The 25,998-nt window shown below is 65.4% G+C and carries 23 protein-coding genes; 5 read left to right on the forward strand and 18 right to left on the reverse strand.

Translation table 11 applies throughout. From position 1 onward, the window contains the following. The 12 genes from BQ7471_RS01735 to dinB all read right to left on the reverse strand — a co-directional run bounded on the left by BQ7471_RS01735 (position 1) and on the right by dinB (position 11,749). A complete protein-coding gene (locus BQ7471_RS01735) occupies positions 1–1,281 on the reverse strand; it encodes an FtsW/RodA/SpoVE family cell cycle protein (protein WP_076463758.1) in 1,281 nt (426 codons plus the stop codon). Next, entirely contained in the window at positions 1,265–2,725 is a 1,461-nt protein-coding gene (gene murD / locus BQ7471_RS01740; RefSeq protein WP_076463760.1) for a UDP-N-acetylmuramoyl-L-alanine--D-glutamate ligase, read from the reverse strand. Before murD ends, BQ7471_RS01735 begins: the two co-directional genes overlap by 17 nt. After that, positions 2,707–3,792 carry a phospho-N-acetylmuramoyl-pentapeptide-transferase gene (gene mraY / locus BQ7471_RS01745; RefSeq protein WP_076463761.1) on the reverse strand — a complete coding sequence of 362 codons (1,086 nt, stop codon included), beginning with the start codon at positions 3,790–3,792 and terminating at the stop codon, positions 2,707–2,709. The genes murD and mraY overlap by 19 nt, the downstream gene beginning before the upstream one ends. Then, a complete protein-coding gene (locus tag BQ7471_RS01750; protein WP_076463763.1) occupies positions 3,789–5,192 on the reverse strand; it encodes a UDP-N-acetylmuramoyl-tripeptide--D-alanyl-D-alanine ligase in 1,404 nt (467 codons plus the stop codon). The genes mraY and BQ7471_RS01750 overlap by 4 nt, the downstream gene beginning before the upstream one ends. Before the next feature lie 38 nt (positions 5,193–5,230). Next, positions 5,231–6,988, reverse strand: a complete 1,758-nt coding sequence (locus BQ7471_RS01755; protein WP_076463764.1) for a peptidoglycan D,D-transpeptidase FtsI family protein — start codon at positions 6,986–6,988, stop codon at positions 5,231–5,233. Positions 6,989–7,004: 16 nt separating this feature from the next. After that, on the reverse strand, positions 7,005–7,397 hold the full coding sequence (locus tag BQ7471_RS01760; protein WP_076463766.1) for a cell division protein FtsL: 393 nt from the start codon (positions 7,395–7,397) through the stop codon (positions 7,005–7,007). Beyond that, positions 7,394–8,374, reverse strand: coding sequence for a 16S rRNA (cytosine(1402)-N(4))-methyltransferase RsmH (gene rsmH / locus BQ7471_RS01765; RefSeq protein WP_076463767.1), 981 nt, complete (start codon positions 8,372–8,374; stop codon positions 7,394–7,396). The genes BQ7471_RS01760 and rsmH overlap by 4 nt, the downstream gene beginning before the upstream one ends. A gap of 111 nt (positions 8,375–8,485) precedes the next feature. Continuing rightward, a complete protein-coding gene (gene mraZ / locus BQ7471_RS01770) occupies positions 8,486–8,917 on the reverse strand; it encodes a division/cell wall cluster transcriptional repressor MraZ (RefSeq protein WP_076463769.1) in 432 nt (143 codons plus the stop codon). 468 nt (positions 8,918–9,385) lie between these two features. Continuing rightward, complete coding sequence (locus BQ7471_RS11315) at positions 9,386–9,556, reverse strand: hypothetical protein (RefSeq protein ID WP_159438504.1); 171 nt, start codon at positions 9,554–9,556, stop codon at positions 9,386–9,388. Between the two features lie 24 nt (positions 9,557–9,580). Then, positions 9,581–9,832 carry a hypothetical protein gene (locus BQ7471_RS10975; RefSeq protein WP_129583304.1) on the reverse strand — a complete coding sequence of 84 codons (252 nt, stop codon included), beginning with the start codon at positions 9,830–9,832 and terminating at the stop codon, positions 9,581–9,583. Between the two features lie 231 nt (positions 9,833–10,063). Beyond that, entirely contained in the window at positions 10,064–10,465 is a 402-nt protein-coding gene (locus tag BQ7471_RS01775) for a DUF3040 domain-containing protein (protein WP_076463770.1), read from the reverse strand. A 51-nt stretch (positions 10,466–10,516) separates the two neighbouring features. Beyond that, positions 10,517–11,749: a DNA polymerase IV gene (gene dinB / locus BQ7471_RS01780; RefSeq protein ID WP_076463772.1), complete on the reverse strand. Its 1,233-nt coding sequence runs from the start codon at positions 11,747–11,749 to the stop codon at positions 10,517–10,519. Between the two features lie 61 nt (positions 11,750–11,810). On the opposite strand from dinB, the gene BQ7471_RS01785 reads away from it, so the two are divergent. Next, entirely contained in the window at positions 11,811–12,620 is an 810-nt protein-coding gene (locus tag BQ7471_RS01785) for a spermidine synthase (RefSeq protein WP_076463773.1), read from the forward strand. Positions 12,621–12,652: 32 nt separating this feature from the next. On the opposite strand, the gene BQ7471_RS01790 is transcribed toward BQ7471_RS01785, so the two are convergent. Next, positions 12,653–13,777, reverse strand: coding sequence for a proteasome assembly chaperone family protein (locus BQ7471_RS01790; protein ID WP_076464371.1), 1,125 nt, complete (start codon positions 13,775–13,777; stop codon positions 12,653–12,655). Positions 13,778–13,976: 199 nt separating this feature from the next. Between BQ7471_RS01790 and BQ7471_RS01795 the strand changes: the two genes are divergently transcribed. The 3 genes from BQ7471_RS01795 to BQ7471_RS01805 all read left to right on the forward strand — a co-directional run bounded on the left by BQ7471_RS01795 (position 13,977) and on the right by BQ7471_RS01805 (position 19,309). Next, positions 13,977–16,238 carry a HelD family protein gene (locus BQ7471_RS01795; protein ID WP_076463775.1) on the forward strand — a complete coding sequence of 754 codons (2,262 nt, stop codon included), beginning with the start codon at positions 13,977–13,979 and terminating at the stop codon, positions 16,236–16,238. 61 nt (positions 16,239–16,299) lie between these two features. Beyond that, on the forward strand, positions 16,300–17,505 hold the full coding sequence (gene serA / locus BQ7471_RS01800; RefSeq protein ID WP_076463776.1) for a phosphoglycerate dehydrogenase: 1,206 nt from the start codon (positions 16,300–16,302) through the stop codon (positions 17,503–17,505). 85 nt (positions 17,506–17,590) lie between these two features. Next, complete coding sequence (locus BQ7471_RS01805) at positions 17,591–19,309, forward strand: AMP-binding protein (RefSeq protein ID WP_076463778.1); 1,719 nt, start codon at positions 17,591–17,593, stop codon at positions 19,307–19,309. A gap of 1 nt (position 19,310) precedes the next feature. Here the strand turns inward: BQ7471_RS01805 and nrdR are convergent, their stop codons facing one another. After that, positions 19,311–19,838: a transcriptional regulator NrdR gene (nrdR, locus tag BQ7471_RS01810; RefSeq protein WP_076463779.1), complete on the reverse strand. Its 528-nt coding sequence runs from the start codon at positions 19,836–19,838 to the stop codon at positions 19,311–19,313. A 91-nt stretch (positions 19,839–19,929) separates the two neighbouring features. After that, entirely contained in the window at positions 19,930–20,403 is a 474-nt protein-coding gene (locus BQ7471_RS10980) for a LysM peptidoglycan-binding domain-containing protein (protein WP_129583305.1), read from the reverse strand. Between the two features lie 188 nt (positions 20,404–20,591). Between BQ7471_RS10980 and lexA the strand changes: the two genes are divergently transcribed. Further along, positions 20,592–21,287 (forward strand): transcriptional repressor LexA, encoded by a 696-nt coding sequence (gene lexA, locus BQ7471_RS01820; protein WP_076463781.1) that lies wholly within the window; start codon positions 20,592–20,594, stop codon positions 21,285–21,287. Between the two features lie 66 nt (positions 21,288–21,353). Here lexA and BQ7471_RS01825 read toward each other — a convergent pair whose 3' ends face one another. The 3 genes from BQ7471_RS01825 to hflX form a co-directional block, all read right to left on the reverse strand. Then, positions 21,354–22,346, reverse strand: coding sequence for an L-lactate dehydrogenase (locus BQ7471_RS01825; protein WP_129583306.1), 993 nt, complete (start codon positions 22,344–22,346; stop codon positions 21,354–21,356). A 124-nt stretch (positions 22,347–22,470) separates the two neighbouring features. Next, positions 22,471–24,411 (reverse strand): ATP-dependent DNA helicase, encoded by a 1,941-nt coding sequence (locus BQ7471_RS01830; RefSeq protein ID WP_076463784.1) that lies wholly within the window; start codon positions 24,409–24,411, stop codon positions 22,471–22,473. Continuing rightward, a complete protein-coding gene (hflX, locus tag BQ7471_RS01835; protein ID WP_076463786.1) occupies positions 24,408–25,919 on the reverse strand; it encodes a GTPase HflX in 1,512 nt (503 codons plus the stop codon). The genes BQ7471_RS01830 and hflX overlap by 4 nt, the downstream gene beginning before the upstream one ends. Positions 25,920–25,998: the final 79 nt, after the last annotated feature.

Raw genomic sequence — 25,998 nt, forward strand, 5'->3', positions numbered from 1 at the left:
TCACTTCCGCACGCGTCCCACGCCCCTGCGACGGGGCTCGATCCGCGGATCGCGCGCCCGCGTCTCAGCCGACGTGCTCCCCATCATTCTCATACCTGCGCTCGTTCTCGCGAAAGAGGCCACGACGCCGACAGCCACAGCGGTGAACAGGAAGGAGGATCCGCCATAGGACACGAGGGGCAGGGGGACTCCGATGACTGGGCCGATTCCCGTCACCGACAAGACGTTGACGACTGCCTGAACGCCGATCCAGGTCGCCACTCCTCCCGTCGCGATGACTACGAACGGATCCGTTGCATCCTGGCAGACCCGCACCATCCCCCAGACGAGCATGCCGATGGCGATGAGCACCGCGAGGGTACCGAGCAGCCCGAACTCTTCGCCGATAATGGCGAGGATGAAGTCGGTGTGGGCGGCCTGCAGGTAGTTCCACTTCTCGCGCGAGGCCCCCGGCCCTAATCCCATGAGCCCGCCTGAGCCGAAGGCCCACAGCGAGTGGTCGATCTGTTCGGGCGCAGAGATATCCCGCTCCACTGTATTCCATGGCAGGATCGCCTCAATCCGCTTCATGCGCGTCGGATTGGACGCGACGAGGAATGCTAGGGCGGGCAGGGACAGCGTCCCCAGGACGAAGAACCACTTGCCGGGAATGCCGGACATCCACACGGCGCCCACCGCCGCAGCGGCGACGATCATCGCGGTCCCCATGTCGTGTCCCAGCATGACGTCCCCGAGCGCCACGACGATGGGCAGACCGGCAATTACTCCGATCTGCTTCCAGTCGTTGATGCGCGTCCCCTCTCTGTCGATGGCTCTGGCAATGACGAGGACGAGCGCGAGTTTGAGGAACTCTGAGGGCTGCACGAGGAAGGGGACGCCGGGAATGTGCACCCAGTTCGCATTACCGCCCTCCGAGCGCCCCAACGGCGTGATGACGAGGACCTGCATGCCCAGGGCGATAAGGAACAAGGCGATCGCCGAGCGCCGGAACACCCACGTGGGAATGAGATGGACGATGAAGGCGATCACCAGGGAGAAGACGATGATGCCGAGCGGGCGCAGGAAGGCGATATACGGGTTCTCCCCCGCCGCGATATTCGTCACCGCCTGCGAGGAGAAGCCCATCATGAGGCCGAACACCGCGAGGACGAGGGCCGGGACCACGACGAGGTAGTACGTCGCAACGGGTGAGCGCGCATGATGGGAATCCCCGCCCCTGCCGACTTCGATGCGCGGAATGGCGCGGATGAGCTCCCCGAGGCGCTTAAACGGATTCGCCATCAGAGGATCCCCATTGTTCGGCGAGGCGATTCACCGCATCGGCGAATGCATCGCCGCGCTGGCCATAGTCGTCGAACTGGTCCCAGGAAGCGCACGCCGGTGCGAGGACGACCGTGTCGCCCGGCATCGACAGCGCGACGGCCTCGTTGACGACGGAGAACATCCAGCCCTCGTGGGCGTCGACCTCGACGACGGGCACTCCGGGCGCTCCCAGGCGCAGGGCGTCAATGAGTGGCGCCCGCTCCTCGCCGATGACGACGACGCCGCGCAGGGCGGGGGCGACGGAGGCGATGAGTCCGGTGAAGTCCTGGCCCTTCGCGTCCCCGCCGAAGATCCATACGGCGCGTTTGGCGGGGATGCCCGCAAGCGAGGCCTGCGCAGCGTGCGCATTCGTCGCCTTCGAGTCGTCGATCCACGTCAGATCCGCCGCATGGGCGACGACTGCGCGTCTGTGCCCGGCGGGGCGGAACTGGCGGAGTCCCGCGGCGACCGCTTCGGGGTCGACGCCGTGAGCTCGGGCGAGTGCGGCGGCGGCGAGGGCGTCCCAGACGACGGCGATGCTCGGATGGCTCCCGTATGCGCCGGACAGGTCGTCGAGGTCGGCGAGGTGGAGGGCGCGGGTCGCGCGGTCGGTGAGGAATGCCCGATCGACGAGGGCGCCCTCGACGATACCGACCTGGGACACTGCGGGCGCCCCGAGGGTGATGCCGATGGCGCGGGCCCCTTCGATGACATCAGCCTCTTCGACCATTGTCTGCGTCACCGGGTCTGAGGCCGTGTACACGCAGGCCGTGCGGGTGTTCTCGTAGACGCGGGCCTTATCGGCAGTGTAGGCGGCCTCAGTGCCGTGCCAGTCGAGGTGGTCGGCCGCCACATTGAGGCAAATCGACGCTTCCGGCGACACCGTATGGGCGGTGTGGAGTTGGAAGCTCGACAATTCGACGGCGAAGACCGTCGCATCGGAGTCGATCGCCTCGGTGATGGGGGTCCCGATATTGCCCACTTCGAGCGCGTTCTCACCATTGGCGCGAAGGATGGAGCCGAGCATGCCCACGGTCGTCGTCTTCCCGTTGGTGCCGGTGACGGCGAGCCAGGGGCGCCCCGCATGCAGCCCGGCTTCTTGGAGGCGCCAGGCGAGTTCGACCTCGCCCCACACGGGAATGGAGTTCTCGGCGCAGGCGGTGAAGATCGGGGCGTGCGCGGGCACTCCGGGAGATACGACGACGAGGTCGACCCCCGATTCGATGACTCGGCGGGCGAGAGAGTGCGGATCATCGTCGACCTCGACGCGCACCTCGTCGAGGCCGACGCCGACGTATGCGGGCGGTCGCGCATCGAAGGCGATGACGCTCGACCCCCTGGAACGCAGGGCGCGCGCGGCGGCCCGCCCGGACTTGCCCCAGCCGATGATCGCGACGAGGCCGTTCACCGGGCGGACACCCATTCGGCGTAGAAGGCGCCCGCGCCGCCGATCGCGAAGAGCGCCGCGATGAGCCAGAAGCGGATGACGATCGTCACTTCCTTCCAACCGGCGAGTTCGAAGTGGTGATGCAGCGGCGCCATGCGGAATACCCGCTTACGGGTGACCTTGAAGACGCCGACCTGGATGGCGACCGACAGAGTGATGATGACGAAGAGTCCGCCGATGAGGATCGCGAGGAACTCAGTGTTCGTGAGCATGGACAGGCCGGCGACGGCGCCGCCCAGGGCGAGGGAGCCCGTGTCGCCCATGAAGATCTGAGCGGGTGAGGCGTTCCACCACAAGAACCCGGCGAGGGCACCGACGAGTGCCGCTGAGAAGACCGCCAGGTCAAGGGGGTCGCGGGTCGTGTAGCAGGCCGACACATTGTCATTGACGGTCCAGCACGATTGGATGCGCTGGAAGAAGGTGATGAAGGTGTAGGCGCCGAAGACGAAGATCGAGCAGCCTGTCGCCAGTCCGTCGAGGCCGTCGGTGAGGTTCACGGCATTCGACCACGCGGCGACGATGAAGTTCGTCCAGATGAGATACAAGACGATCCCGATACCGAATCCCGCGAAGGCGAGGGTGAGAGTGGAGGGGCGGGCGAAGGAGATCGCCATTGAACCCGGGGTCGTCCCCCATTCGTCGGGTCGTGTGACGGACGCCAGTGCGAATGCCGTTGCGACTGCGATCTGGCCGAGGAACTTGCCGCCCGCGTGGAGTCCGAGGGAGCGTCTTCGCACGATCTTGATGCCGTCGTCGAGTAATCCGATGAATCCGAGGCCCGCGAAGAGGATGACGAAGCAGATGCCGGACCACGAGGGGCCCGCGCCGGAGATCACCGATCCTGCGAGCCAGGCGACTATGGTCGCAATGATGATGACGATGCCGCCCATGGTCGGAGTGCCGCGCTTGGTCAGGTGCTGGGTGGGTCCGTCTTGGCGGATGAATTGGCCGTACTGGTGGATGACGAGGAAGCGGATGAGCAGCGGTGTCGCGAGGATCGACGTCGCCATCGCAATGATGAACGCCGCTATCAAGCCGATCATCGTGCATCTCCCTTCTCGGTGAGGCCGTCGGCGACCTTCCACGAATTCGACCCCAGTGAGCCTTTGACGAGGACAACACAATCGTGGGTCAGTGTGTCACATGCGGTCTCGATCGCTTCGGCGACACCGCCGACCACCGTGCATTGGACAGAATCTGCGGCGCCCTCGCAGTAGTAGTGCGCATCTTCTCCCATGACGATGAGGGTGCCCGCGCCCGCATCGGCGGCCATGCGCCCGACGGCGCGGTGGATGTCGGCCGATTCATCGCCCAGTTCAAGCATCTCCGACAGGACCGCGATCTTCTTCTTACCTGAGCCGATGCGCGTGAGTGCGTCGAAGGCGGCCCTCATGGAGTCGAGGTTCGCGTTATAGGCGTCGTCGATGAGGGTGAACCCGCATGAGTCGATCTCAAGCATGCGTACATCCATCCGGTGCGGGGACAGGGCGCGCGCCCGGTTGAGGGCGTCTGCGATGACGTCGAGGCCGAGGCCGAGGACGAGGGCGCCGCTGATCGCGGCGAGGGCGTTGGCGACGTGATGGACGCCGACGATTTGAAGGCTGATGTCGGCGCTTTCTCCGCGCGCAGTGACTGTGAAGGAGGCGCGCCCGAGGGGGTCGAGGACGACATCCGATGCGATGACATCTGCGCCGGAGTCCGTGCGCGTGGAGAAAGTCGTGATGGGGCCGCGCGCCTTATCGACCATGGCGGCCACGCGCGGGTCGTCCGCGTTGAGGATGGCGGCGGCGCCGTCGCGACTCCCCTTGAGCAGTTCCGCCTTCGCACGGGCGATCGCGTCGATGGAGCCGAATCCGCCCAGGTGGGCGTGGCCCACCATCAGTTCGATCGCGGCGTCCGGCGGGGCGATCGAACTCAGGTAGGCGATGTGCCCGACAGCGGATGCCCCCATTTCGAGGACCATGTGGCGGGTCTGCTCATCTGCGGTGAGGACCGTCAGGGGCAGCCCCACCTCATTGTTGTAGGAGAGCTTCGGGGCGACCGTCGGACCGTCGGCGGACATGATCTGCGCCAACAGATCCTTGGTCGTGGTCTTGCCAACGGATCCGGTGACCGCGATGACATCAATGTCTCCGCGGGCGCGCAGGTCCTCGAGGTGGGCCGCCGCTAGGCGCCCGAGGGCCTCGGTCGATTCGTCGACGACGATCTGCGTGAGGCCGCCGCCGACCTCGACAGCCCTCTCCACGATTGCTGCGACGGCGCCATTGGCGAGGGCCGCCCCGACGTAGTCGTGACCGTCCGAGTTCTCGCCGCGGCGCGCGACGTACAGGCCGCCCGGGGCGGCCTCGCGAGAATCAGTGACGATGGGAGCCGTGACGTCGACATCGGGACCGTGAATGGTTCCACCCACTGCGCGTGCGATCCACTGCGTTGAGCGTTGCATGGTTCTCCCTTCGGGGCGATCCCCCATCGCCAGCGGAGTCACTGCTGGGGCGTCGTCGGATAGAGCTGCGGAGCCTGTGATGAAGCCGGGATCCCGAGATTGCGCACGGCCTCGCGGGCGATGTCGCCGAAGAGCGGAGCCGAGGAATCGGAAGAGATGTAGCCGACCTTTGGATTGTAGAGCACGACGGAGATCGCCAAACGCGGGGCGTCCACCGGCAGCAGGCCGGCCGTCGTGGAGACGATGCCCTGCTGTCCGTCGACGATGATATCGGCGGTACCAGTCTTAACGGCGAGACGGTATCCGTCGACCTTCGCAGCGCCCGCCGTTCCCAGTTGATCGGAGACGACGGATTCCATCATGAGCATGAGTTGCTGTGCGGTGTCCGCGGACATCACCTGGGTCGGTTCGGGCTGTTCGGGCGTCTCCACCGTCCCATCTGCATTCGTCCAGGATTTGACCAGGCGCGGCGCGATCCTCACTCCCCCGTTGGCGATCGTCGCCATGAGGGAGGCCTCTTGGAGGACGGAGATGGAGTAGGACTGCCCGAACATTGAGACATAGCGGTCGCGACCCGCCCACTCGGAGGCGGGGCGAACGATGCCCGCAGTCTCCCCGGCCAACTCGATGCCGGTGAGACTGCCGAATCCGATCCGCTGCATCATCTCGTAGCGCTGCTCGTCGCTGACGGTCTGACCGACGAGGACGGTCCCCGTATTCGACGACTCGGCGAGGATTCCCGTCGCCGTGAGCGCTTCGACATCGTGGTAGTGGAAATCGTTGATGGAGCCGCCGGCGTCGGGCATGTCGAGCGAGTAGGGCACCGTGAATTGCGTGGTCGGCGTGATGGCGCCCGCATCGAGGGCGGTGGCGAAAGTGACGACCTTGCCGACGGAGCCCGGTTCGACGGCGTATTGGACTGCGGACACGGGTTGCGGCTTCGCATTGTCGGGCTCGGTCGAATTCGAATCGGCGAGCACGAGGACCTGCCCGGTGGACACGTCCTCAATGACGACCGCACCCCATTCCGCCTCATGCTGGGCGACTCGGGCATCGAGGAGCTTTTGCACGATGTGCTGCAGATCCGCCCGGATGGTGACCGTCAACGAACCGCCGTCGGCGGGCTCTTTCGTCGTTTTCTTCCCGCCCGGCAGGATCGCCCCATTCGGCGCGATTTCGAAGGCCTCGGTGCCGGGGACCCCTTGGAGCAGTTCGTCGAATTGCGCCTCCAGGCCAGACGAACCGACTCCTTCAGCGTTGACGGTCCCAACGACGGGCGCCGCCACATTCCCATTGGGATACGTGCGCTCGTACACGGCTTCCCACTCGATGCCGTAGATATTGAGCGCGCGAATCGCGCGGTATGTCATGGCGTCGACATTGCGCTTGACGTAGGCGTATGTGGAGTCCCCGACGAAGAGACCGCCGAGCTCGGCAGCGTCTATCCCGAGCGGGTCGGCGAGCTGACGGGCGGCCTCGGCGGGCCCCCGTCCTACTTCGACCTTACGGGTGACGCCGCCGACCGTCTCCTCCTCGTAGTGGACGTAGGAGCGGATATTGACCTGGTTGACAGCGATGTCGTAGGTAAGGATCGAGTCGGCGAGGACGACCCCGGTGGCATCGGTGATGGTTCCGCGCTTAGCGGTGATCGCAGTCGTCGATGTGCGGACCTCTTCGCCCTCTGCGGCGAGCGAGGGCCCCTGAATGATCTGCAAGTCGACGAGGCGCGCTGCACACAGTGAAAGGACGACGACGATAATCCCGAGAATGACTCTCGATCGTCTCACCGATGTCACAGGCGGTTCTCCTGTCTCACTTCGCGGGTGCGCCACCCTCTACGGTCCCGGTTTCCAGAGTGATGAAACCGGTTTTTCCGGCTGCCACCATACCCTGGCTCTTGGCCGCAGCGTCGAGCGAGGACGGCGAGGCGGCTATCTCGATCTGGGCCTGCATCGACCACGCCTGAGCGTCGAGTTCATTGAGGTAGATCTGCTGCTCGCGGATCGCGAATGCGGTCTGCGCCATACGGGTGTGAAGCACCATCGACCCCGCGATTGAGATGAGGATCACCGCGATCGTCATGATCGCGATCGCAAGGAGGGAGCGCGTGGGACGACGCCCCTCGACGACGCGCAATTCGCGCGCCTCGGCGCGGAGCCGCTCGGGGCGCGATGCGGGTCGCGTGGACGCTGCGGCAGTGCTCATGAGAGCTCCTTCCATTCGCGAATGAGTTCCGCTCCGCGCAAGCGCACGGAAGCGGATCTGGGGTTCTTCGATCGTTCGGTGTCGTCGGCGAGCCTGGCCCCTCGGGTGAGCAGTCGCAGGCTCGGCGCCGCTTCCTCGGGGATGACGGGCATATCGGGCGGGACGTCGATATTCGAGGCTCTCTTGAAGACGTCCTTGACGATCCGGTCCTCCAGGGACTGGTAGGACTCGACGGCGATGCGCCCGCCGATGACGAGGGAGGCGCATGCTGCGGGGATGGCGCGCTCGAGGATGCGCAGCTCATCGTTGACGGCGACGCGCAGCGCCTGGAAGGTCCTCTTCGCCGGGTTGCCTCCGCTGCGCCGGGCGGGCGCGGGGATCGCCGTTTTCACAATGTCGGCGAGTTCACCGGTCCTCGTGAGCGGAGCCTTCTCACGGCGCTCGACGATGAGCCGGGCAATGCGCGGGGCGAACTTCTCCTCGCCGTAGACGCGCAGGATGCGCACGAGTTCGGACTCGCTCACGCTGGCGAGCAGTTCGGCGGCGCTGATGCCGCTGCTTGGGTCCATCCGCATGTCCAGGGGAGCGTCGTGCGCGTAGGAGAAGCCTCGCTCGACCTCGTCAAGTTGGAAGCTGGAAACCCCCAGGTCCAGGAGGATGGCATTGACCCTCCCCCCGTCGCCGTAGTCTTCGGCGATCTCGCCGATATGGTCGTAGGTGGTGTGGACTGCGGTGAAGCGATCGGCGTAGGGGGCGAGCCGCTCGGAAGCGAGGGCGATCGCCTGGGGATCCCTGTCGATGCCGATGAGTCGGATGTGTTCGAAGCGGCGCAGCGCCCCCTCGGCGTGTCCGCCCATGCCGAGGGTCGCATCGATGAGGACGGCGTCGCCGACGTCGAGGGCGGGGGCGAGCATATCGAGGCACTCGTCGAGGAGTACGGGGATGTGACGGTCGGATGTCGGCCGAGTCTGACCCATAGCATCTCCTTTCGATGAGTGCGGTTCCGACCCGTACCGCCAGGTCCCCCACCGTGCTCCGCCATCGGGGAAGTGATGTCGGAACCGCAGATGGAGACCTCGCGGTGCGCGTCAGAAGACGCCCGGAATGATTTGTTCTTCGGTTTGGGCGAATACGTCCTCCTGGACGGCGAGGTAGTCGCGCCAGGCGGAGGAGTTCCAGATTTCTGCTCGCAGACCCGCGCCGATGACGGTGAGTTCGCGATCGAGGCCCGCATAGGCGCGCAGATCTGCGGGGAGGGAGATCCTCCCCTGCTTATCCGGGACCTCTTTGTATGCGCCCGACAACATGACGCGGCTCCAGTCGCGCGCCTGTTTGTGCGACAGGGGCGCCCTGATCATGTCCTTCGTCATCTCGTCGAACTGTGCGGCGGGGAATGCGTAGATGCAGTGCTCCTGTCCGCGAGTGAGGACGATGCCGCCCTCCATGTCTTCACGGAACTTCGCGGGCAGGAACACGCGCCCCTTGTCGTCGAGCTTGGGCTCGTACGTGCCGAGGAACATGTGTCACCGCCTTCCCCCGTTCAACACTTTCCACCACTTTACCCCACATTTTTTCCTTATCAGCCATTTCAATGCTCAAATTTTACAAATTGTACTCAGAAAACCGCATGATTCTGCTGAAAATTTAAGTGGAGGAAAGTGGGGAATTTTTTCGACATTTCGCACACATCGGCAATGAAGCGACGGGATGAGGTGCTGGAGCGCCGGAGATGAGGAGCGGACCGGGGAGTGACCCGAGGGCGGGTACTCCCCAGTCCGCGGAAACCCTGAGCTGCCTGTCCTCCCCAGGATGCGACCCGCGCGGGTGCTCCCAGGTGCACGGAGGCCCCGGTGAGCATGCCCGAAGACGGCGGGCACGATGGTGGAGCACAGTGGAGGGCAATGTGGCACCCCCTGGAGGCGGGGGCACCCTACTACGACGACCGACCGGAGGCCATGGCGTCCGGGCGGAATCGTCCTCGCCGACGATTACCTGCGCGCCGCAGCCTTCATCCGGCTCGCAAAGGACACCAGATCCTTAGCGAGCGCCTCGACGTCGACGCGGGACCGGCGTACACGTAGCCCCTCGAACTGTGCGCCACCGCGTCGAGGGTCTTCTTCGACGACGAGGGCGCACCTCTTGCCCATCTCCTCGAGCATGACCACCGCCCTGGCGACGACGGACTACTCCCTGAAGGAGCTGCCCAGGCGCATCCGCACCTGCTCGAGGCCCTTATCGCCGCGACCCGACAGGCAAACGAGCAGATGGGGCGCGGGGCATCCGCAGGGGTATCGCGGACGATCTTCAGGGCCTGCGCGAGGGCGTGCGCCCTCGGTGGGGACGAGTCCGGCTCTGACGAGTCTTTCGAGGAGGCGCCCTGCGTCGGTCCGGTATCGAATGGATCTCGTTGCAAGATCCGGTTGCCCGTGAGTCATGAGGGTCCTTGTCGTTGGAGTCAGGACCCGCCTCTCGTGGGACACAAGAAGAGCCCGCCTGACGGCGAGCTCGTGAGTGGTTCCGTATATGCGTGATGAGCGGCTCGCCTGTCAGCTGAGCCACCACCAGCGGAGGGAACGCGTTGTCATCATGTGTTGAGATAAAGCCGCTGCGTTGCGGCTCCCCGGCGGCGTCCTCATTCTGGGAGGAGGTGAGGGCGACACCCGTTCTCAGTCGTCGCGGCGGCGTTCCTCCCAGCGGCGCTCCTGGTCGGCGATGAAATGTGACCAAGCGCTCGGCTTTCGAGATCCGCCGCCCGGGCGCGAACCATTGGCGGCGGCATTCTTCGGGGAGGACAGTGCGAACCAGATCCCTGCGACCATGAGGACGAATCCGAGGACTCCGAGGAGGATCGACCACAGTGAATAACCGAGAGAGACGGCTGCGACGAGCACTCCCAGTCCGATGACGGCGATGACGATTCCGACTGCGATGCGGCGCACCGACAGCGTGATCCCTGCTCTCGAGGAGGTCTGCGCGCTGGCCATCTGTTTCGATAAGTCCGGGTCGACGCTGCGGAACTGCGCCTCCATCTCGTCGAGTACCTGTTTCTCATAGTCCGACAGGGCCATAATTCCTCCTCTCATCCGTTCACTGTCTCAAGTCTAGTGGCTGTGCCCGTCTCAATGCGATTCGGGCTCATCACGCGGCCCCAGCAGCGACGCTGGGCGCAGAGCGTCACGCCCGAATCTGAGACTCACCTCGTCCATCGCCCGCTCCGATGCGAGCGGCTTCTCGTCGCTGTCGAGGGTGACGGCGACCCCGTCGAGCCGGGATTGCAGGCCCTCGCAGCGCACTCCGCACAGGCGCACTCCCCCTGCGGGCATACTCTCGGCGGCGAAGAGGAGGCGGACTGCCTCGAAGATTGTGCGCCCGACATCCGTCGGCGTGTGCAGGGTCGTTGAGCGGGTGATCGTGTGGAAGTCGGCGCCGCGCAGTTTGAGGACGACGGTCCAGGCGACCATCGACCCCGAGCGCAGGCGTCGCGCACAGGCATGGGAGGCGATGAGGAGGAAGCGGTCAATGACCCGACGGTCGATGATGTCCTCGTCGAAGGTGGACTCGGTTCCCACGGACTTCTCATCGCCCCTTGGTTGCACAGGACGGGGGTCGATCCCCCATGCAAGATTGTGCAACTGATGGGCGTGGGCGGCGCCGAGGAGCCGCGACAGCCTGGCCAGGTCGGTGTGGGCAAGATCCCCGATCGTGTCGATGCCCTCGGTGTCGAGGCGCCTGCGGGTCACCGCTCCCACGCCCCACAGTGCCCCGACGGGTAGGGAGTGGAGGAAGGCGGTCGTCTGGTCGTGGGGGATGAGCAGCAGCCCATCGGGTTTGGCGTGGGCGGATGCGATCTTCGCGACGGATTTGACTGCTGCGATGCCCACCGAGGCGGGCAGGCCGACCTCGTCCCGGATCCTGGAGCGGATGAGGCGTCCGATGGTGACGGGGGTGCCGAGCCGCCTGCGAGCGCCCGCAACATCGAGGAAGGCCTCATCGACGCTGAGCTGCTCCACCTTGTCCGTGATCTCGCGCAGTATCGTCATCACCCTGGCCGAGTAGTGGGAGTAGAGGCCGTGGTGACCGGGCACGACGAGGGCCGTGGGGCACAGCGCCCTCGCTCGGGAGATCGGCATACCGGCACGCACCCCGTAGGCGCGCGCATCGTAGGTCGCCGAGGTGACGACTCCCCGATTCCCCCGCCCGCCGACGATGACGGTCCGCCCCGCAAGCGACGGGTCCTCTTGAATCTCCACTTGGGCGAAGAAGGAGTCCATGTCGACGTGGAGGATCGGCGTCAGGGAATCATCATCGCCCCAGGAACGCCTGGCGCGCTGATCGCGCGGCGCATTCGACATCGTGGACACCTCCCGGCATCCAGTATGACTCAGGCCGACGAGCGCCGACTACCATGGGCTCATGGCCAGGCGAACACGCGGATCGGAGTTCTACGAGGTCGACTCGGGGACGGTGGAGATCCGCTGGGAGGGGACGAGGGCGACCCTGTTCCTCGAAGGCATTGAATCCTCCTGCATCGACACCGCCCGCCCCGAACAACTCGAATTCGAGTACATGCAGCACATGACCTGCGCCGTGAAATGCCTTTTTGACGCAGACCAGCCGATTCGCGTAATTCACCTGGGGGGCGCCGGATGTGCGCTGCCCTCTGCGTGGTCCCTCCTCTTCCCCCGCTCGCGCCAGACCGTGGTGGAGATCGACGCGGCGCTCGCCGCCGGGGTGAGGAACTGGTTGGATTTGCCCCGCTCCTCCGCCCTGTCGATCCGCGTCGGCGACGCCCGAGAGGTATTGGAGTCCCTGCGCCGCGAATCGTGTCAGATCATCGTCAGGGACGCGTTCGATGCGGGGCGGGTCCCCGATCATCTGGTGACCGTCGAATGCGCACAAATCGCCTGCGATCGCCTCCGCGACTCCGGGTTGTATATCGTCAATGCTGCGCATGGAGCGGGCGAGGACGCACGGCGGGAGGCGGTGTCGCTGCGGGAGGTCTTCCCCGGCGTCGTCACCATCGCCGACCCGAAGGTGGGACGGTCGGGCCGACGCGGCAATGTCGTCATCGTCGCCCATAAGGCGCCTGCGGGCGCCTACCCCATCGCCGACCTCGACCGGGAGTTGCGCAGGCTCCCGCTTCCGGCGCGCGCCACCAGTGGCGCCGCCCTCGGCAAGTGGTGCGCGGGTGCGCGGCCGCTGTTCGATGTTGCTCCGGCGTGATCGGTGCGCGTCGTCGCTGATCGGTCGCCAGTTCAGTCAGCGGCGTCCGTGCCCGACGGATCCTCCGCGTCGGCGTCCGCGGCGGAGGTCTCTTCCGCCGCCGCGCGGTGTCGCGGCGCCGCCATTCCGCGGGCCGCTTCGGGGTCGGCACGGCGCAACTCGACGCGTCTGAGGGCCGCCTGAAGCGGGTCTTCCTCGTCGAATACTTCGACCTCGTCGACTCGGACTTCGTCCTCGCCCTGTTCGAGGCGGGTGATATTCGCCAGGTAGGCCTCGATGACATCGCCGATGTCCTTCGAGTCCTTGCTCTCCTCCTGAGTGTCGCGCCCTCCCAGGGTGCCTAGGGGAATAGAGGTTGCTCCGCCCGTCCACGCGTCGTAGTGCTTCTCAAGAGCTTCCACGGTGTGCATGATCTCCGGGTTCGCCGCAACGAGTTGGGCGATCGTCCCCTGATCCTCCGCAGCCCCCTGTTCGAGATCGCCGACGGGCAGCGACAGGTCCGCGAAATCCGACAGGGTCGTCAGCAGCGCGGATGACGCCGCCGGGTAGGGGGAGTCAGAGGTGTAGAAGGGCACTGCGGCGAGCAGGGCGAGGCCCGAGATCGACTCTTCGGACAGGCGCGTCTGAAGGAAGGAGGTCATCGGCGCGGGGAACTGCATGATATTCGCCATGCGCGGTTGACTGGGGATCAGCGACGAGTCCGTCGCCTGGAAGTGCACAGGGGTCGGCCTCGTGTGGGGCACCCCCGAGGGGATGCCGTGCAGGGACACGGAGATCTCCACCCCCGCCTCTTTCGCAATCTCGGTGATGATGCGCGCGAAGGACTCCCACCTGGCGTCCGGCTCGGGACCGTGGAGTACGAGGATCGGGTTCCCCAGGTCGTCGAGGACGCGATCAATGACGATCTCGGGCATCTCCATATCGGAGGTCACCCAGTCCTGGATAGTCATGATCGGCCGGTGCGAGCGGTAGTCGATGAACTGATCGGAGTCGAATGTGAGGATTCTCTCGACGGACAGGGAGCGCAGCATCTGCGAGATCGCCATACGCCCCGCAATACCGGCGTCCATCGCGCCGGAGAAGTGGGTGACGAGGATCCGGGCATGGATGTCCTCAGTGTTTCCGCGTTCGAACAGGCGCTCGTCGTCTGGTCGCATCTCCATCTCCTCCTCCGTGCACAGTCGACTCCTTATTCCTCCTGTCTCAACGCTACCCGGCCCAGCCCCTTTCGGCTCGTCCGAATCCCGCATTTTGCCGACGGCGTAGCGCCCGTCCACGCTGTGTCACCCGCTGGGCGCTTCGAGTCGGATGGGGCACAATGAATGGCCCCATTTCAGATCCCAGTGGAGTAGTCGAATGGCAGACCAGCCCGACACGTCGGATTCGACGCAGGCGATGCCTGAACAGGATTTCGTTGATTCCGCATACGCGAGGCTCGATACCCTGCGCGATTCCTACCGCGAGCGCCAGCGCCGAGCCCACGCGACGCACGGAGTCGGCAATGCCCAGGCGTGGACCGAGCGAGACGCCATCTCCTCCCACCTGGGAGATGTGGCCGCCAGATTGGAAGGGGTAGAGGACCGCCTCGTCTTCGGACGCCTCGACATGACCGACGGCGAAGTCCACCACATCGGCAGGGTCTCTCTGTCCCGCGAATCCGGCACCCCCCTGCTCATCGACTGGAGGGCCCCCGCGGCGATGCCCTTCTACCAGGCGACCGCCGTCACCCCGCTGTCGGTGGTCAGGCGTCGTCACATCACGACGCGCGCGCGGCGCGTATTGGCCGTCGAGGACGAGCTGCTCGACGCGAGCGGCGGCTCCGGCCTCGATCTTCAGGGCGAGGGCGCCCTCATGTCGGCCCTGGGCAAAGCGCGCGATGGCAGGATGGGCGATATCGTCGCAACGATACAAGCAGAACAGGACCGCGTCATCCGCGCCCGCCAGCGCGGCCTCATCGTTGTGCAGGGTGGCCCGGGGACCGGCAAGACCGCTGTGGCGCTGCACCGCATCGCCTATCTACTGTACGCCGAGCGCGAACGCCTCGAACGCTCGGGAGTGCTGCTCATCGGCCCGTCACGGATTTTCTTGCGCTACATCGAACAGGTCCTGCCATCCCTGGGTGAGACGGGTGTCGTATCGACGACCATGGCCGACCTGCTCCCGGGGATCAGCGCACAGTGCTCCGATTCTCTCGAGGTCGCCGACGCGAAGGGCGCCGCCGGGTGGGCGAACCTGCTCAAGCAGGCGGTCAGGTCCCTCCCCCGCGTCCCCGATGAACCGGTGACGCTGACGGTATGGCACCGGCAAGTGACGCTCCACCCGCACGATGTGGCACAAGCGCTGCGCCACGCTCGCCGTTCCCATCGCCCCCACAATGGGGCCCGCGAGGGATTCGCCCTTGAGCTCATGGAGATTCTGGCGAATCGCTTGGCCGCCCAGTCGGGCGACGCCGACGCGTCGGGGGCCGTGTCGGGAGAGGAACGGCGCACGTGGATGGCAGAGATCCGCGATTCGATCGACGCGCGCCGAGCGATCAACCTGGCGTGGATGCCGACGAGTGCGACGACCCTCCTGTCGCGCTTGTACGCCCGCCCGACTCTGCTCGCCGCGGTGAATGAACAGGCCGGTTCTCCCCTCAGTGCCGAGCAGCTCGCCCTCGTTGAGCGGCGAAGCGGGGCGTGGACCGCAGCGGATGTGCCGCTGCTCGACGAGCTCGAAGAACTTCTCGGCCCGCTGCCCGCTTCATCGTCTCCGTCGGCGTCCGTAAATGATGACGTGGCCCGCGCGCAAGAGGCGATCGACGCGCAGGGCCTGGGCGGGGGCATCGTCACTGCGGCGATGCTCGCCGCCGCGACTTCGGACCGCAATGAGTGGGCGCCTTTGGCGGAGAGGGCCACGACGGATCGCGCATGGACGTACGGGCACGTCGTCGTCGACGAAGCCCAGGACCTGTCCCCGATGGCGTGGCGCTCCCTGCTGCGCCGCTGCCCCGCCCGCTCCTTCACCGTCGTCGGCGACCTCGATCAGCGCAGGGGCGCGAATCGTCCGACGACGTGGGAGCAGGCCCTGGGGCCCGCTGCCCGCGCTTTCGACAAGGAGTTCGTCCTCACGGTTTCCTACCGCACGCCCCGAACGCTGACGAGGATTGCCGAAGGGGTGATGGCCCGCATCGGTGAACCCGTCTTGCATCCACTGACGGCTGTGCGCGATGTCGACGGCTGTTACGCGGTGTTCTACGTCCCCGGCCCCGCCGACGCGAGCGGGCGCGGCTCAGACCCCCTATGGGGCGCAGTCCATGATGCGGTGGCGCGCGCCGGTGCGAGGCTCGACGAGGAGTCGGGTCCGGGCCGGGGGCGCATCGGCGTCATCGTCGGGCATCGACGCGGCCTCGCCTGGCAGGCCGACTCGTCGGGAGCGCAGGGCCTCGATGAGCGGGTCGCCGTGCTGACGGCCGGAGCCTCGAAAGGTCTGGAGTTCGACTCGGTCGTCCTCGTTGAACCCGCGGAGATCCTCGCCGACGGCCCGGGTGATCTTTTCGTCGCATTGACGAGGGCGACTCACGATGTCACGGTCGTACATTCAGCGCCCTTGCCTCCGGGGATGGACGACTGGCAGTAGACTCATCCGCTGGCCGGTCACCTGCGTCATCAATGCCTCAGCTTCTGGCACCATGGGGCACATGACGCGTGCACTGCTTCTTGAGAATCCCCATAAGGTTGCTGACGATGTCTTCACGGGCCAGGGCATCGAAACGGTTCGCATTAAGGGCGCTCTCGATGAGGATGAGCTCATCACCGCGCTGGAGGGGATGACCTATCTCGGAATCCGGTCCAAGACCACGGTGACGCGCCGCGTCTTGGAGGCGCACCCGCAGTTGCAGGCGATCGGGGCGTTCTGCATTGGGACAAACCAGATCGACCTCGCCGCTGCGACCGAGCTTGGAATCAGCGTCTTCAACGCCCCCTATTCGAATACCCGTTCCGTCGTCGAACTCGCCATCGGCGAGATCATTGACTTGACGCGCCGCGTCACCGTGAAGAACTCGCGTCTGCACCGGGGCATTTGGGACAAGTCCGCCGACAGGGCGCATGAGGTGCGCGGGCACACCCTCGGCATCATTGGCTACGGCTCGATCGGAACTCAGCTGTCGGTGCTCGCCGAGGCGATGGGCCTCAATGTCATCTTCTACGACGTCGCCGAAAGGCTCGCCCTCGGAAATGCGACGCAGATGCCGACGATGGAGTCCGTACTTCGCGAGGCGGATGTCATCTCCATCCACGTCGACGGCAAGGCGTCGAATACGAATCTCATCGGTGCGCGCGAATTCGCGATGATGAAGCCTGGCGCTTTGTTCATCAACCTGTCGCGCGGGCACGTCGTCGACATTGACGCCCTCCACGAATCCCTCGTCTCCGGTCACCTCGCGGGCGCCGCCATTGATGTGTTCCCTGAGGAGCCGAATAAGAATGGTGATCCCTTCTCCTCGCCGCTGGCCACACTCGACAATGTGATCCTCACACCGCATATCGGCGGCTCCACCGAGGAGGCTCAGTACGACATCGGTCGTTTCGTCGCGTCGAAGATCTGCGACTTCGAGCACACCGGGTCGACGGATATGAGTGTCAACCTGCCGAATCTGCAGCTGGCGGTCACCGATGAGTCGCGTTACCGGATTCGCCTCATCCACCGCAATACGCCTGGCGTCCTGGCACGGGTCAACAACCTATTCGCGCAGACCGGCGCCAATATCGGCGGCCAGATCCTCTCCACTGCGGGCACGATCGGCTACGTGCTCACCGACATTAATTCGGAGCTGCCCGTCGATGCGCTGGACGCGATCCGCTCTCAGCCGGACACGATCCGTTTGACGACGACTCGCCTGTGATCCGTCAATAGCAGGGCGAACGCTCTTGCGAGGGGGTAACCTACGGAAGCGTAGGAAGTTCATTGCCGACTCTTCGGAGGTTGACGTGACCCTGACTGAGCAGTTGCGCAGCCAATACGCACCCGGCGTCGCCGCAACGGTCGAAGTCCCGGATCAGACGATCCCCCAGATGTTCGAGGAGGTCGCCAGGCGCTATCCCGACCGCGTCGCCCTCGACTTCTTCTCCCGTTCGACGACATACGCGCAGCTGGTCCAACAGGTCAGACAGGGGGCGATGGTCCTGTCCAAGGCGGGCGTATCTCCCGGCGACCGAGTCGGGCTCATCATGCCGAATTGTCCTCAGCACGTCGTTGCGATCCTGGCAACCATGCTCATCGGCGGAGTCGTCGTCGAGCACAATCCCCTCGCCCCCGCACAGGAACTTGAAGACGAATTCTCCCACCACGGCGCCCGCGTCGCCGTCGCCTGGGAGAAGTCCATCGAGAAGCTCTCCTTCCTGCGCGGAAGGGCCCTCGTCTTCTCGATGGATCTGACGCGCGCCCTGCCCCGCACCAGCCAGTTCCTCTTGCGCCTGCCCGTCGCATCCGCGAAGGAGAAGCGCGAGGCGCTGTCCGCCCGCGCACCGGCGTGGACGAAGTCTTGGGACGCAGAGGCAGCGCGCAGCCCGATCTGGCGCGGCGACTGCCCCGTCGCCCCGTCGGCTCCCGCGCTGCTCATCCACACGGGTGGAACGACGGGCGTTCCGAAGGCCGCGTGCCTCACACACCGCAATATCCTCGCGAATGTCACGCAGTCCATCGAATGGGTTCCGGTCCTGCACGAGGGCGCAGAGGTCTTCTACTGCGTGCTCCCCATGTTCCACGCCTTCGGCTTCACCATCGGCCTGTTCGCGGGCGTGCGCCTCGGCGCGACGATCGCTCTCTTCCCCAAGTTCGACACGACGATAATCCTGACGAGTCAAAAACGCCTGCCGTGCACCTTCTTCCTCGGCGTCCCCCCGATGTACGAACGGCTCCTCGCGATGGCGGAGCAGCTCGATACAGACTTGTCGTCAATGACCTTCTCATTGTCGGGCGCCATGCCGCTGTCGGGCGAGCTCGCCGACCAATGGGAGGCGGCGACGGGCGGCCTGCTCATCGAGGGCTACGGGATGACGGAGGCCTCCCCTATCATTCTCGGATCCCCCCTGTCGCCCTCGCGCCGACCGGGCTCCCTCGGCTTGCCCTTCCCATCCACCGAGATCAGGATCGTCGATCCGGAGGATCCGTCGCGCGATGTCGACGAGGGCGAGATCGGCGAGCTCATCGCCCGCGGCCCCCAGGTGTTCTCCGGCTATTGGGAGCGCCCCGAGGAGACTGAGGAGACGATGTTCGAGGATTGGCTGCGCACGGGCGACCTCGTTCAGGTGCGAGACGGCTACATCTACATGGCGGATCGGCGCAAAGAGATGATCAACGCCTCCGGCTTCAACGTCTACCCGAGTCAGGTCGAAGAGGCCGTGCGCTCAATGCCCGGGGTCCGCGACGTCGCCGTGATCGGCATTCCCGCGGGTTCCACCGGTGAAGATGTCGTTGCCGCGATCGTCTTGGAGGCGGGCGCATCGATCACGTTGACGGATGTGCGCTCATGGGCGGAGAAGTCGCTGTCCCATTATGCTCTGCCCCGCCAGCTGGTGGTGATGACGGAACTGCCGCGAAGTCAGCTCGGCAAGGTGATGCGCAAGAAGGTGCGCGAGCAGGTGATGGATGCTGCGGACAGTGCGGCGTCGAAGATCCGCCAGTTCACCGCGAGGCGCGACTCGTAGATCACGAGTCGAGGAGGGTGGGCGCCGTCTCCAGCGGTGCTTGCTTCTTCTTGCGCCGTTTGGGCGCTTGGGCGGGTTTGGCGACTGGTCGGCCTTTGAGGCGGGCAATCGCAGCTTCGAAGTCTTCGAGGCTATTGAACGCCTGATAGACGGATGCGAAACGCAGGTAGGCGATTTCATCGAGGTCGCGAAGGAACGGCAGGATGGCCTTGCCCACTTCGTCGGAGGACACATTCGACACGCCTGCGGTGCGCAACTGCTCTTCAACCTGTTGGGCGAGGATCGCGAGGTCGTCGTCGGAGACGGGTCGCCCTTGGCATGCTTGTTTGACGCCGGAGACGACTTTGTCCCGTGAGAAGGGTTCGACAACGCCGGAGCGTTTGACGACTTGGAATGATGATGTTTCGAGCGTCGTGAAGCGCTTCTTGCATGCAGTGCACTCGCGACGACGCCGGATGGAGGCGCCATCGTCGGCGATCCGCGTATCAACGACCCTGGAATCGGGGTTATGGCAGAACGGGCAGTGCACTCCATAACGCTACACGGTTCAGACGCATCATTGGTAACACACGACTCAATCGCCCCATTATTCGGGACTATTTGAGCGCATGACCGCGCTTTCAGTACACGGGCACGACGATGCGCTCCCCGACTGCGAGGCCGCCGTCGAGACTATTGAGCGTTTCAATATCGATGACCGTCTGTTCGAGGGAGGAACCTCCTGTAATGCCCTGGGCGATACTCCACACGGATTCGCCCGGAGTGACGGAGTGGGTGCGTGTCGGACCCGAATAGGCGCTCGGCTGGGCGAGGGTGCCGAGCCAGAATCCTCCGGCGGTGACGGCGATGATGGCGAGGACGCCCGCAATGACGGAGACGGGCGAGGAATGACGCGAGGCGCGCGTCCTGACACAGGCGGGCTTGCGGCGCATCGACGGCGGTTCCGCGATGAGGGCGGCGCGGCGCCGCTGGAAGGAGGGGGCGGAATCGATGGAGCGGACATCCCCCTGGGACCATTGCGGAACAGGTGTAAGGATGCGCCGCTCGGGGCGGCGTTCAACGTATGAGCCGGTCATTACAGCATTCGCACTCATCACTATATCTCCTTCACTGCGCTCGAACACCTGTTCGTCGAACATCTGTACGATATCATGGTGCACAGGCGATGTCGAGACCCGCTCGAACAAATGTTTCATCTGCGCATCAGATTCGTTTAATCTGACCCCGACAGTGGAACAGAGGGCATAGGCATTTGCGTCCGCACCGACCTCGAGGAGGCCCCATGAACCAGCACGAAGGGCTCACGCCCCGCCAGCAAGAGATCCTCCGTCTCATCCACGAAGAGGTCTCCTCGCACGGCTTCCCCCCGTCGGTGCGTGAAATCGCGACACGCGTTGGCCTCGCCTCCCCGTCGACGGTCAAACACCACCTCGACGCCCTCGAGCGCAACGGATACCTGCAGCGCTCCCCGGGCCTGCCCCGCGCCCTCGAATTATCCGATCAGGCGCGCGAGGAACTCTCCCTCACCCCCCCGCATAAGGCACAGCCTCAGCCGCAGGCGCGGGTCGTCACTATCGACGTGCCCGCGGGTCTCGTTGACGAGGACACCTCCTCCATTCCCCTGGTCGGCAGGATCGCGGCCGGAGCGCCCATCACCGCCGAGCAGTACATCGAGGACGTCTTCGAGTTGCCTACCCGCCTGACCGGTCACGGGAACCTGTTCATGCTGGAGGTCAGCGGCGACTCCATGGTCGATGCCGGGATCCTCGACGGCGACTTCGTCGTCGTGCGTTCGCAGAACACGGCATCACCCGGAGAGATCGTCGCCGCGATGATCGATGGCGAGGCAACCGTCAAGGTGCTCTCGCGGGCGGACGGCCACATCTGGCTCCTGCCCCGCAACGACGTCTACGCGCCCATCCCCGGCGATGAGGCGACCATCCTCGGCCGGGTCGTCACCGTCATCCGTTCCTTGTAGAACCCATTCTCTGCGCATCGGCGCCCCGACACATCCGGTGTCGGGGCGCCGATACTCGTCGGGGAATCAGAAACCGAGGTTTCTAGCCACCTCGCGCAGGCGGGCCGCCGAGGCGGTCAGACCGTCGCGCTCGTCGAGGGTCAGCGGCGGGCACAGCACGCGGCCCGCACCATTGCGGTCGACGAGGGTCGGCGCGGCCATACAGACGTCGGAGATGCCCTCCCAGTTCTCGAGGAGCGTGGACACTGTGAGAACCCGGTTCTCATCGCGCAGCACAGCGGAGGCAATATTGGCGCCCGCCAGACCGATGGCGTAGTTAGTCGCGCCTTTACCCTCGATGATCTTGTAGGCGGATTGGACGACTTCTTCGGCGATGCTCTTGCGAAGGTCGGCGTCGAAGGGAACGCCCGATACCGTCTGACCCCAGCGGGTCAGGGGGATGTTGCCGATCTCCGCTGAGGACCACAGGGCAACCTCGGAGTCGCCGTGCTCGCCAGCGATGTAGGCGTGGATATTCTGCGTGGCGACGCCCGTCTGCAGCGAGACGAGGTAGCGCAGACGCGAGGTGTCGAGGACGGTTCCCGAACCGAAGACCTGGTTGCGCGGCAGGCCGGTGATCTTCAGAGCCGCGTAGGTGACGACGTCAACGGGATTCGTGATAAACATGAAGCGCGCGTCGGGAGCGACATTCTGCAGGTTCGGAACAATCTTCTTCATGAGCCCGATGGTGGACTCCGCCAGTTCGAGGCGCGACTGGCCGGGTAACTGCTTGGCGCCCGCTGTGATGATGACGAGGTCGGAGCCGCGGACGATTTCGACGTCGTCAGAGCCCTCGACGCTGCCGCAGGGGGTGAACTGAATGCCATGGGCGATGTCGAGGGCTTCGGCCTCTACCTTCGCTTTATTGATGTCCTGTAGGACGATGTTGCGGGCGTCTCCGCGCATCGCGCAGGCGTAGGCGACTGCTGTGCCGACTGCACCAGCCCCGATGATGGCGATCTTCGATGGGCGACCTGTTGATTTTGCTGGGTACAGGCTGCTTTTTCCTGTTGCGGTCACGATTCCTCCTCTGGACCAACGGTGCCCCTATCATTCCAGACTGGATGAGAGGTGCACCACCCTTTCATAATTGTTGGCAGTCGCCAATTCGGCGGGGCGGTGCTCCCACAGTCTGAATTGGGACCTAGGGACGTGCGGCCAAGCGCGCAAGAGCCTCCCTTACGACCTGCGCATCCGTCGTCGGCCACATGGTCGGCATCGAGGAGCGGATGAAGGACCCGTAGGACTTGCTCACCACTCTGCGGTCAAGGATCGCCACCACTCCCCGATCTTCGCCCGAACGCAGCAGGCGCCCGGCTCCCTGCGCCATGAGCAGGGCCGCGTGGGTGAGCGACACCGTCTGGAACCCGGACATGCCCCTACGTTCGGCATCAATGGCCCGCGCCTTCGCCACCGGGTCTAATGGATGGGGGAAGGGGATCCGATCCATCACCACGAGGCGGCATGACGAACCCGCGACATCAACGCCCTGCCACAGCGACAGGGTCCCCACCAGGCAGGCGTCCCGGTTGGCGCGGAACCTGTCGACCAGCGCAGACAGGGTCTCATCCCCTTGGACGAGGATCTCCAGATCCGTACGCTCCCTCAGTGCCTCTGCCCCCGCCTGAGCTCCGCGCCACGAGGAGAAGAGGGCGAGCATTCCCCCACCCGACGCCTGGGCGAGGCCAACGAGCTCATCGAGGGCCCCCTCGTTGGGCCACCGCAGCCCCGGGTCCTCCAGATGCGCGGCGACGTAGACGATGCCCTGACGGGCGGGGTCGAACGGGGAGCCGACATCGATCGCCCTCCACGGAACCTGGCCCATCATGAATCCGCATTCGCGGGCCATTGCGTCGAAGGATCCGCCCAGTGACAGGGTCGCTGATGTCAATACGACCGGGTGATCGGCGAAGCCCTTGAGCCCCAACGCGGGAGCAACATCAAGGGGGCACATCGACAGGGTCGTCGCCGGGAAGTCATCCGGCCTCGACACCCAGGTGATCGTCTCGGCTTCGCCTCCCGACCAGGCACTCATCGCATCTTTGAGCTCATCGAGTGCACTGCGCGCCAGGGCCTTCGCGGCGGCATCGGCCTGGCAGTCCTGCACGCCCGTGGCTGCGCGTCGCACAGCGTCGTCGACCAGCCTCATCGCATCCCGCACCGGCTCCGGCCTCGTCATCATAAGGCCCACTGGCTCCGGCCCCAGGGCCGCTCCCAGCTCTGCACCCGCCGTGTCGAGATCGTCGACCACCACCTTCGCGTGGGTGCGCACAGTCCTCACGACCCGTGCGATCCCCGACTGCGACAGTGATTGGGTCGACTGGGTGCGCACACGATCCGACAACTCATGAGCCTCATCAATGACGATGGCGTCAATATCGGGAAAGAGGTCAGATTCGCTCGTCGCGTGGATCCCGAAGAGAGAGTGGTTCGTGACGACGAGATCAGCCTCATTCGCTGCTTCGCGGGCGCGCTGGGCGAAGCATTCGTCAATCATCGGGCAGTTCTTGCCCAGGCACTCTCTCTTCGACACGGACACCTGCCGCCATGCGCGATCCGACACACCGGGGACGAGGTCGTCGCGGTCGCCCGTGTCGGTGTCGGAGGCGAATTCGCGGAGCCTCAGGATCTGCGCCCCCAGGTCCGAGGAGGGGCCCGCTGATGCGTCGGTGCCGAACCCCTCGAAGAGCGTCCCCTCGCTCGGATAACCGCCGTTGATGCGATGCAGGCACAGGTAATTCGACCAGCCCTTGAGGACGGCGACGGTCGGGCGCACACCGGTGATCCTGCCGACCGCCTCCTGAACGATCGGCGCGTCCTTGGTGAGGATCTGACGCTGGAGTGCGAGGGTCGCAGTGGAGACGAGGGCCCTGCGTCCCGTTGCCGCACACGACACGAGGAGCGGGACGAGGTAGCCGATCGACTTGCCGGTGCCGGTGCCCGCCTGGACCATGAGGCGCGTCCGATTGCAGATCGCGTCGTCGATTTCGGCGACCATGCGCTGCTGGCCCTCGCGCGTGCTTCCTCCCATCGCCTCGATGACGGCGTCGAGGACATCGCGGGCGGTGGATGCCGTTTCGCTCATTCGTCTGTGCCGGTCTGCCCGGCGGCGCGCACGGCGGCGGCGAGGTGTTCGTCGACGCGGGCTTCGATATGTGTCCCCTCGGCGACGTACTCTTCCGCGTCGACCTCCCCGTCCTCGTGGATGCGGTGGATGAGGTCGCCGCGCGAATACGGGATGACGCAGTCGATGACAACTCTCGGGCGCGGAAGCGCGCCGTCGATGCGTCTGCGCAATTCGTCGATGCCGAATCCGGTGAATGCCGACACGGGCACGGCGTCGGGGAAGTAGGTGCGGGTCAGGGCGATCTGTTCGGCGGTGGCGAGATCGGCCTTATTGAGGACGATGATCTCCTCAATGTCCTCGACCCCGTCCATCTGCTCGAAGACCGCATGGACCGCTTCGACCTGACCGACCGGATCGGGGTGGGCGGCGTCGATGACGTGGACGATGAGGTCCGCTTCTTCTACCTCTTCCAGCGTCGAGCGGAAAGCTTCGACCAATTGGGTCGGCAGGTTGCGCACGAAGCCGACGGTGTCCGTCAACGTGTAGGCGCGCCCATCCGCCGTCTGGGCTCGTCGCACCGTCGGATCGAGGGTTGCGAAGAGGGCGTCTTCGACGAGGACGCCCGCACCGGTGAGCCGGTTGAGCAGCGTTGACTTTCCGGCGTTCGTGTATCCGGCGATGGCGACGGAGGGGACTGCGCCGCGACGCCTCGACAAGCGCTGCGTGCGCCTGGCGGGTTCCATCTTGCGGATCTCCTCACGCAGCTTCGCCATGCGGGTGCGGATCCTGCGCCGGTCGAGTTCGATTTTCGTCTCACCGGGGCCGCGAGAGCCGATGCCTGCGCCCGCTGCGACGCGCCCACCCGCCTGTCTCGACATGGATTCGCCCCAACCTCTCAAGCGCGGAAGCAGGTATTCGAGCTGGGCGAGTTCGACTTGTGCCTTGCCCTCGCGGGACTTCGCGTGCTGGGCGAAGATGTCGAGGATCAGCGCCGTACGGTCGACGACCTTCGCGTCGACGACGTCTTCGAGGCCGCGGCGCTGGGAGGGAGACAACTCCTCATCGACGATGACGGTGTCGGCGTCACAGGCCGCCACAATATCAGCGAGCTCCTTCGCCTTGCCGGAACCGAGGTAGGTCGCAGGATCCGGGGTCACTCGTTTCTGGACGACGGCGTCGAGGACTTCGGATCCTGCGGTGTGAGCGAGGGCCGCGAGTTCGCGCAGTGAGTTGTCGACCTCATCCTCGCTCTGCGTCGTGCGCAGGGCGACGAGGACGACCCGCTCGAGTCGCACCTGGCGGTACTCGACCTCGGAGATCATCTCGCGGTCATTGGACGGCCCCTGGATGCGCCGTGTCCCCGCCCTCGCCTCACGTTCCAGGGCACCCGCCTCGTCCCGGTGGTCGACGCCCTCGGTGGAGGCCATGGCCGTTGCACGACGAGCGAGGATTCTGGCGACCACGTCCGCGGCCCGGTCCCGTTCCTGGGGAGTCAAAGCGCCGTCGTCGTGTTGAGGCCGATCCATGCCTCCCCTTCCCGATCGAAATGATGCCCTGCCAGTGTGTCACGCCCAACGGCATTTGTATTGTCGACGGGCCCGCCCG

Source organism: Actinomyces mediterranea (assembly GCF_900155595.1).
GTDB lineage: Bacteria > Actinomycetota > Actinomycetes > Actinomycetales > Actinomycetaceae > Pauljensenia > Pauljensenia mediterranea.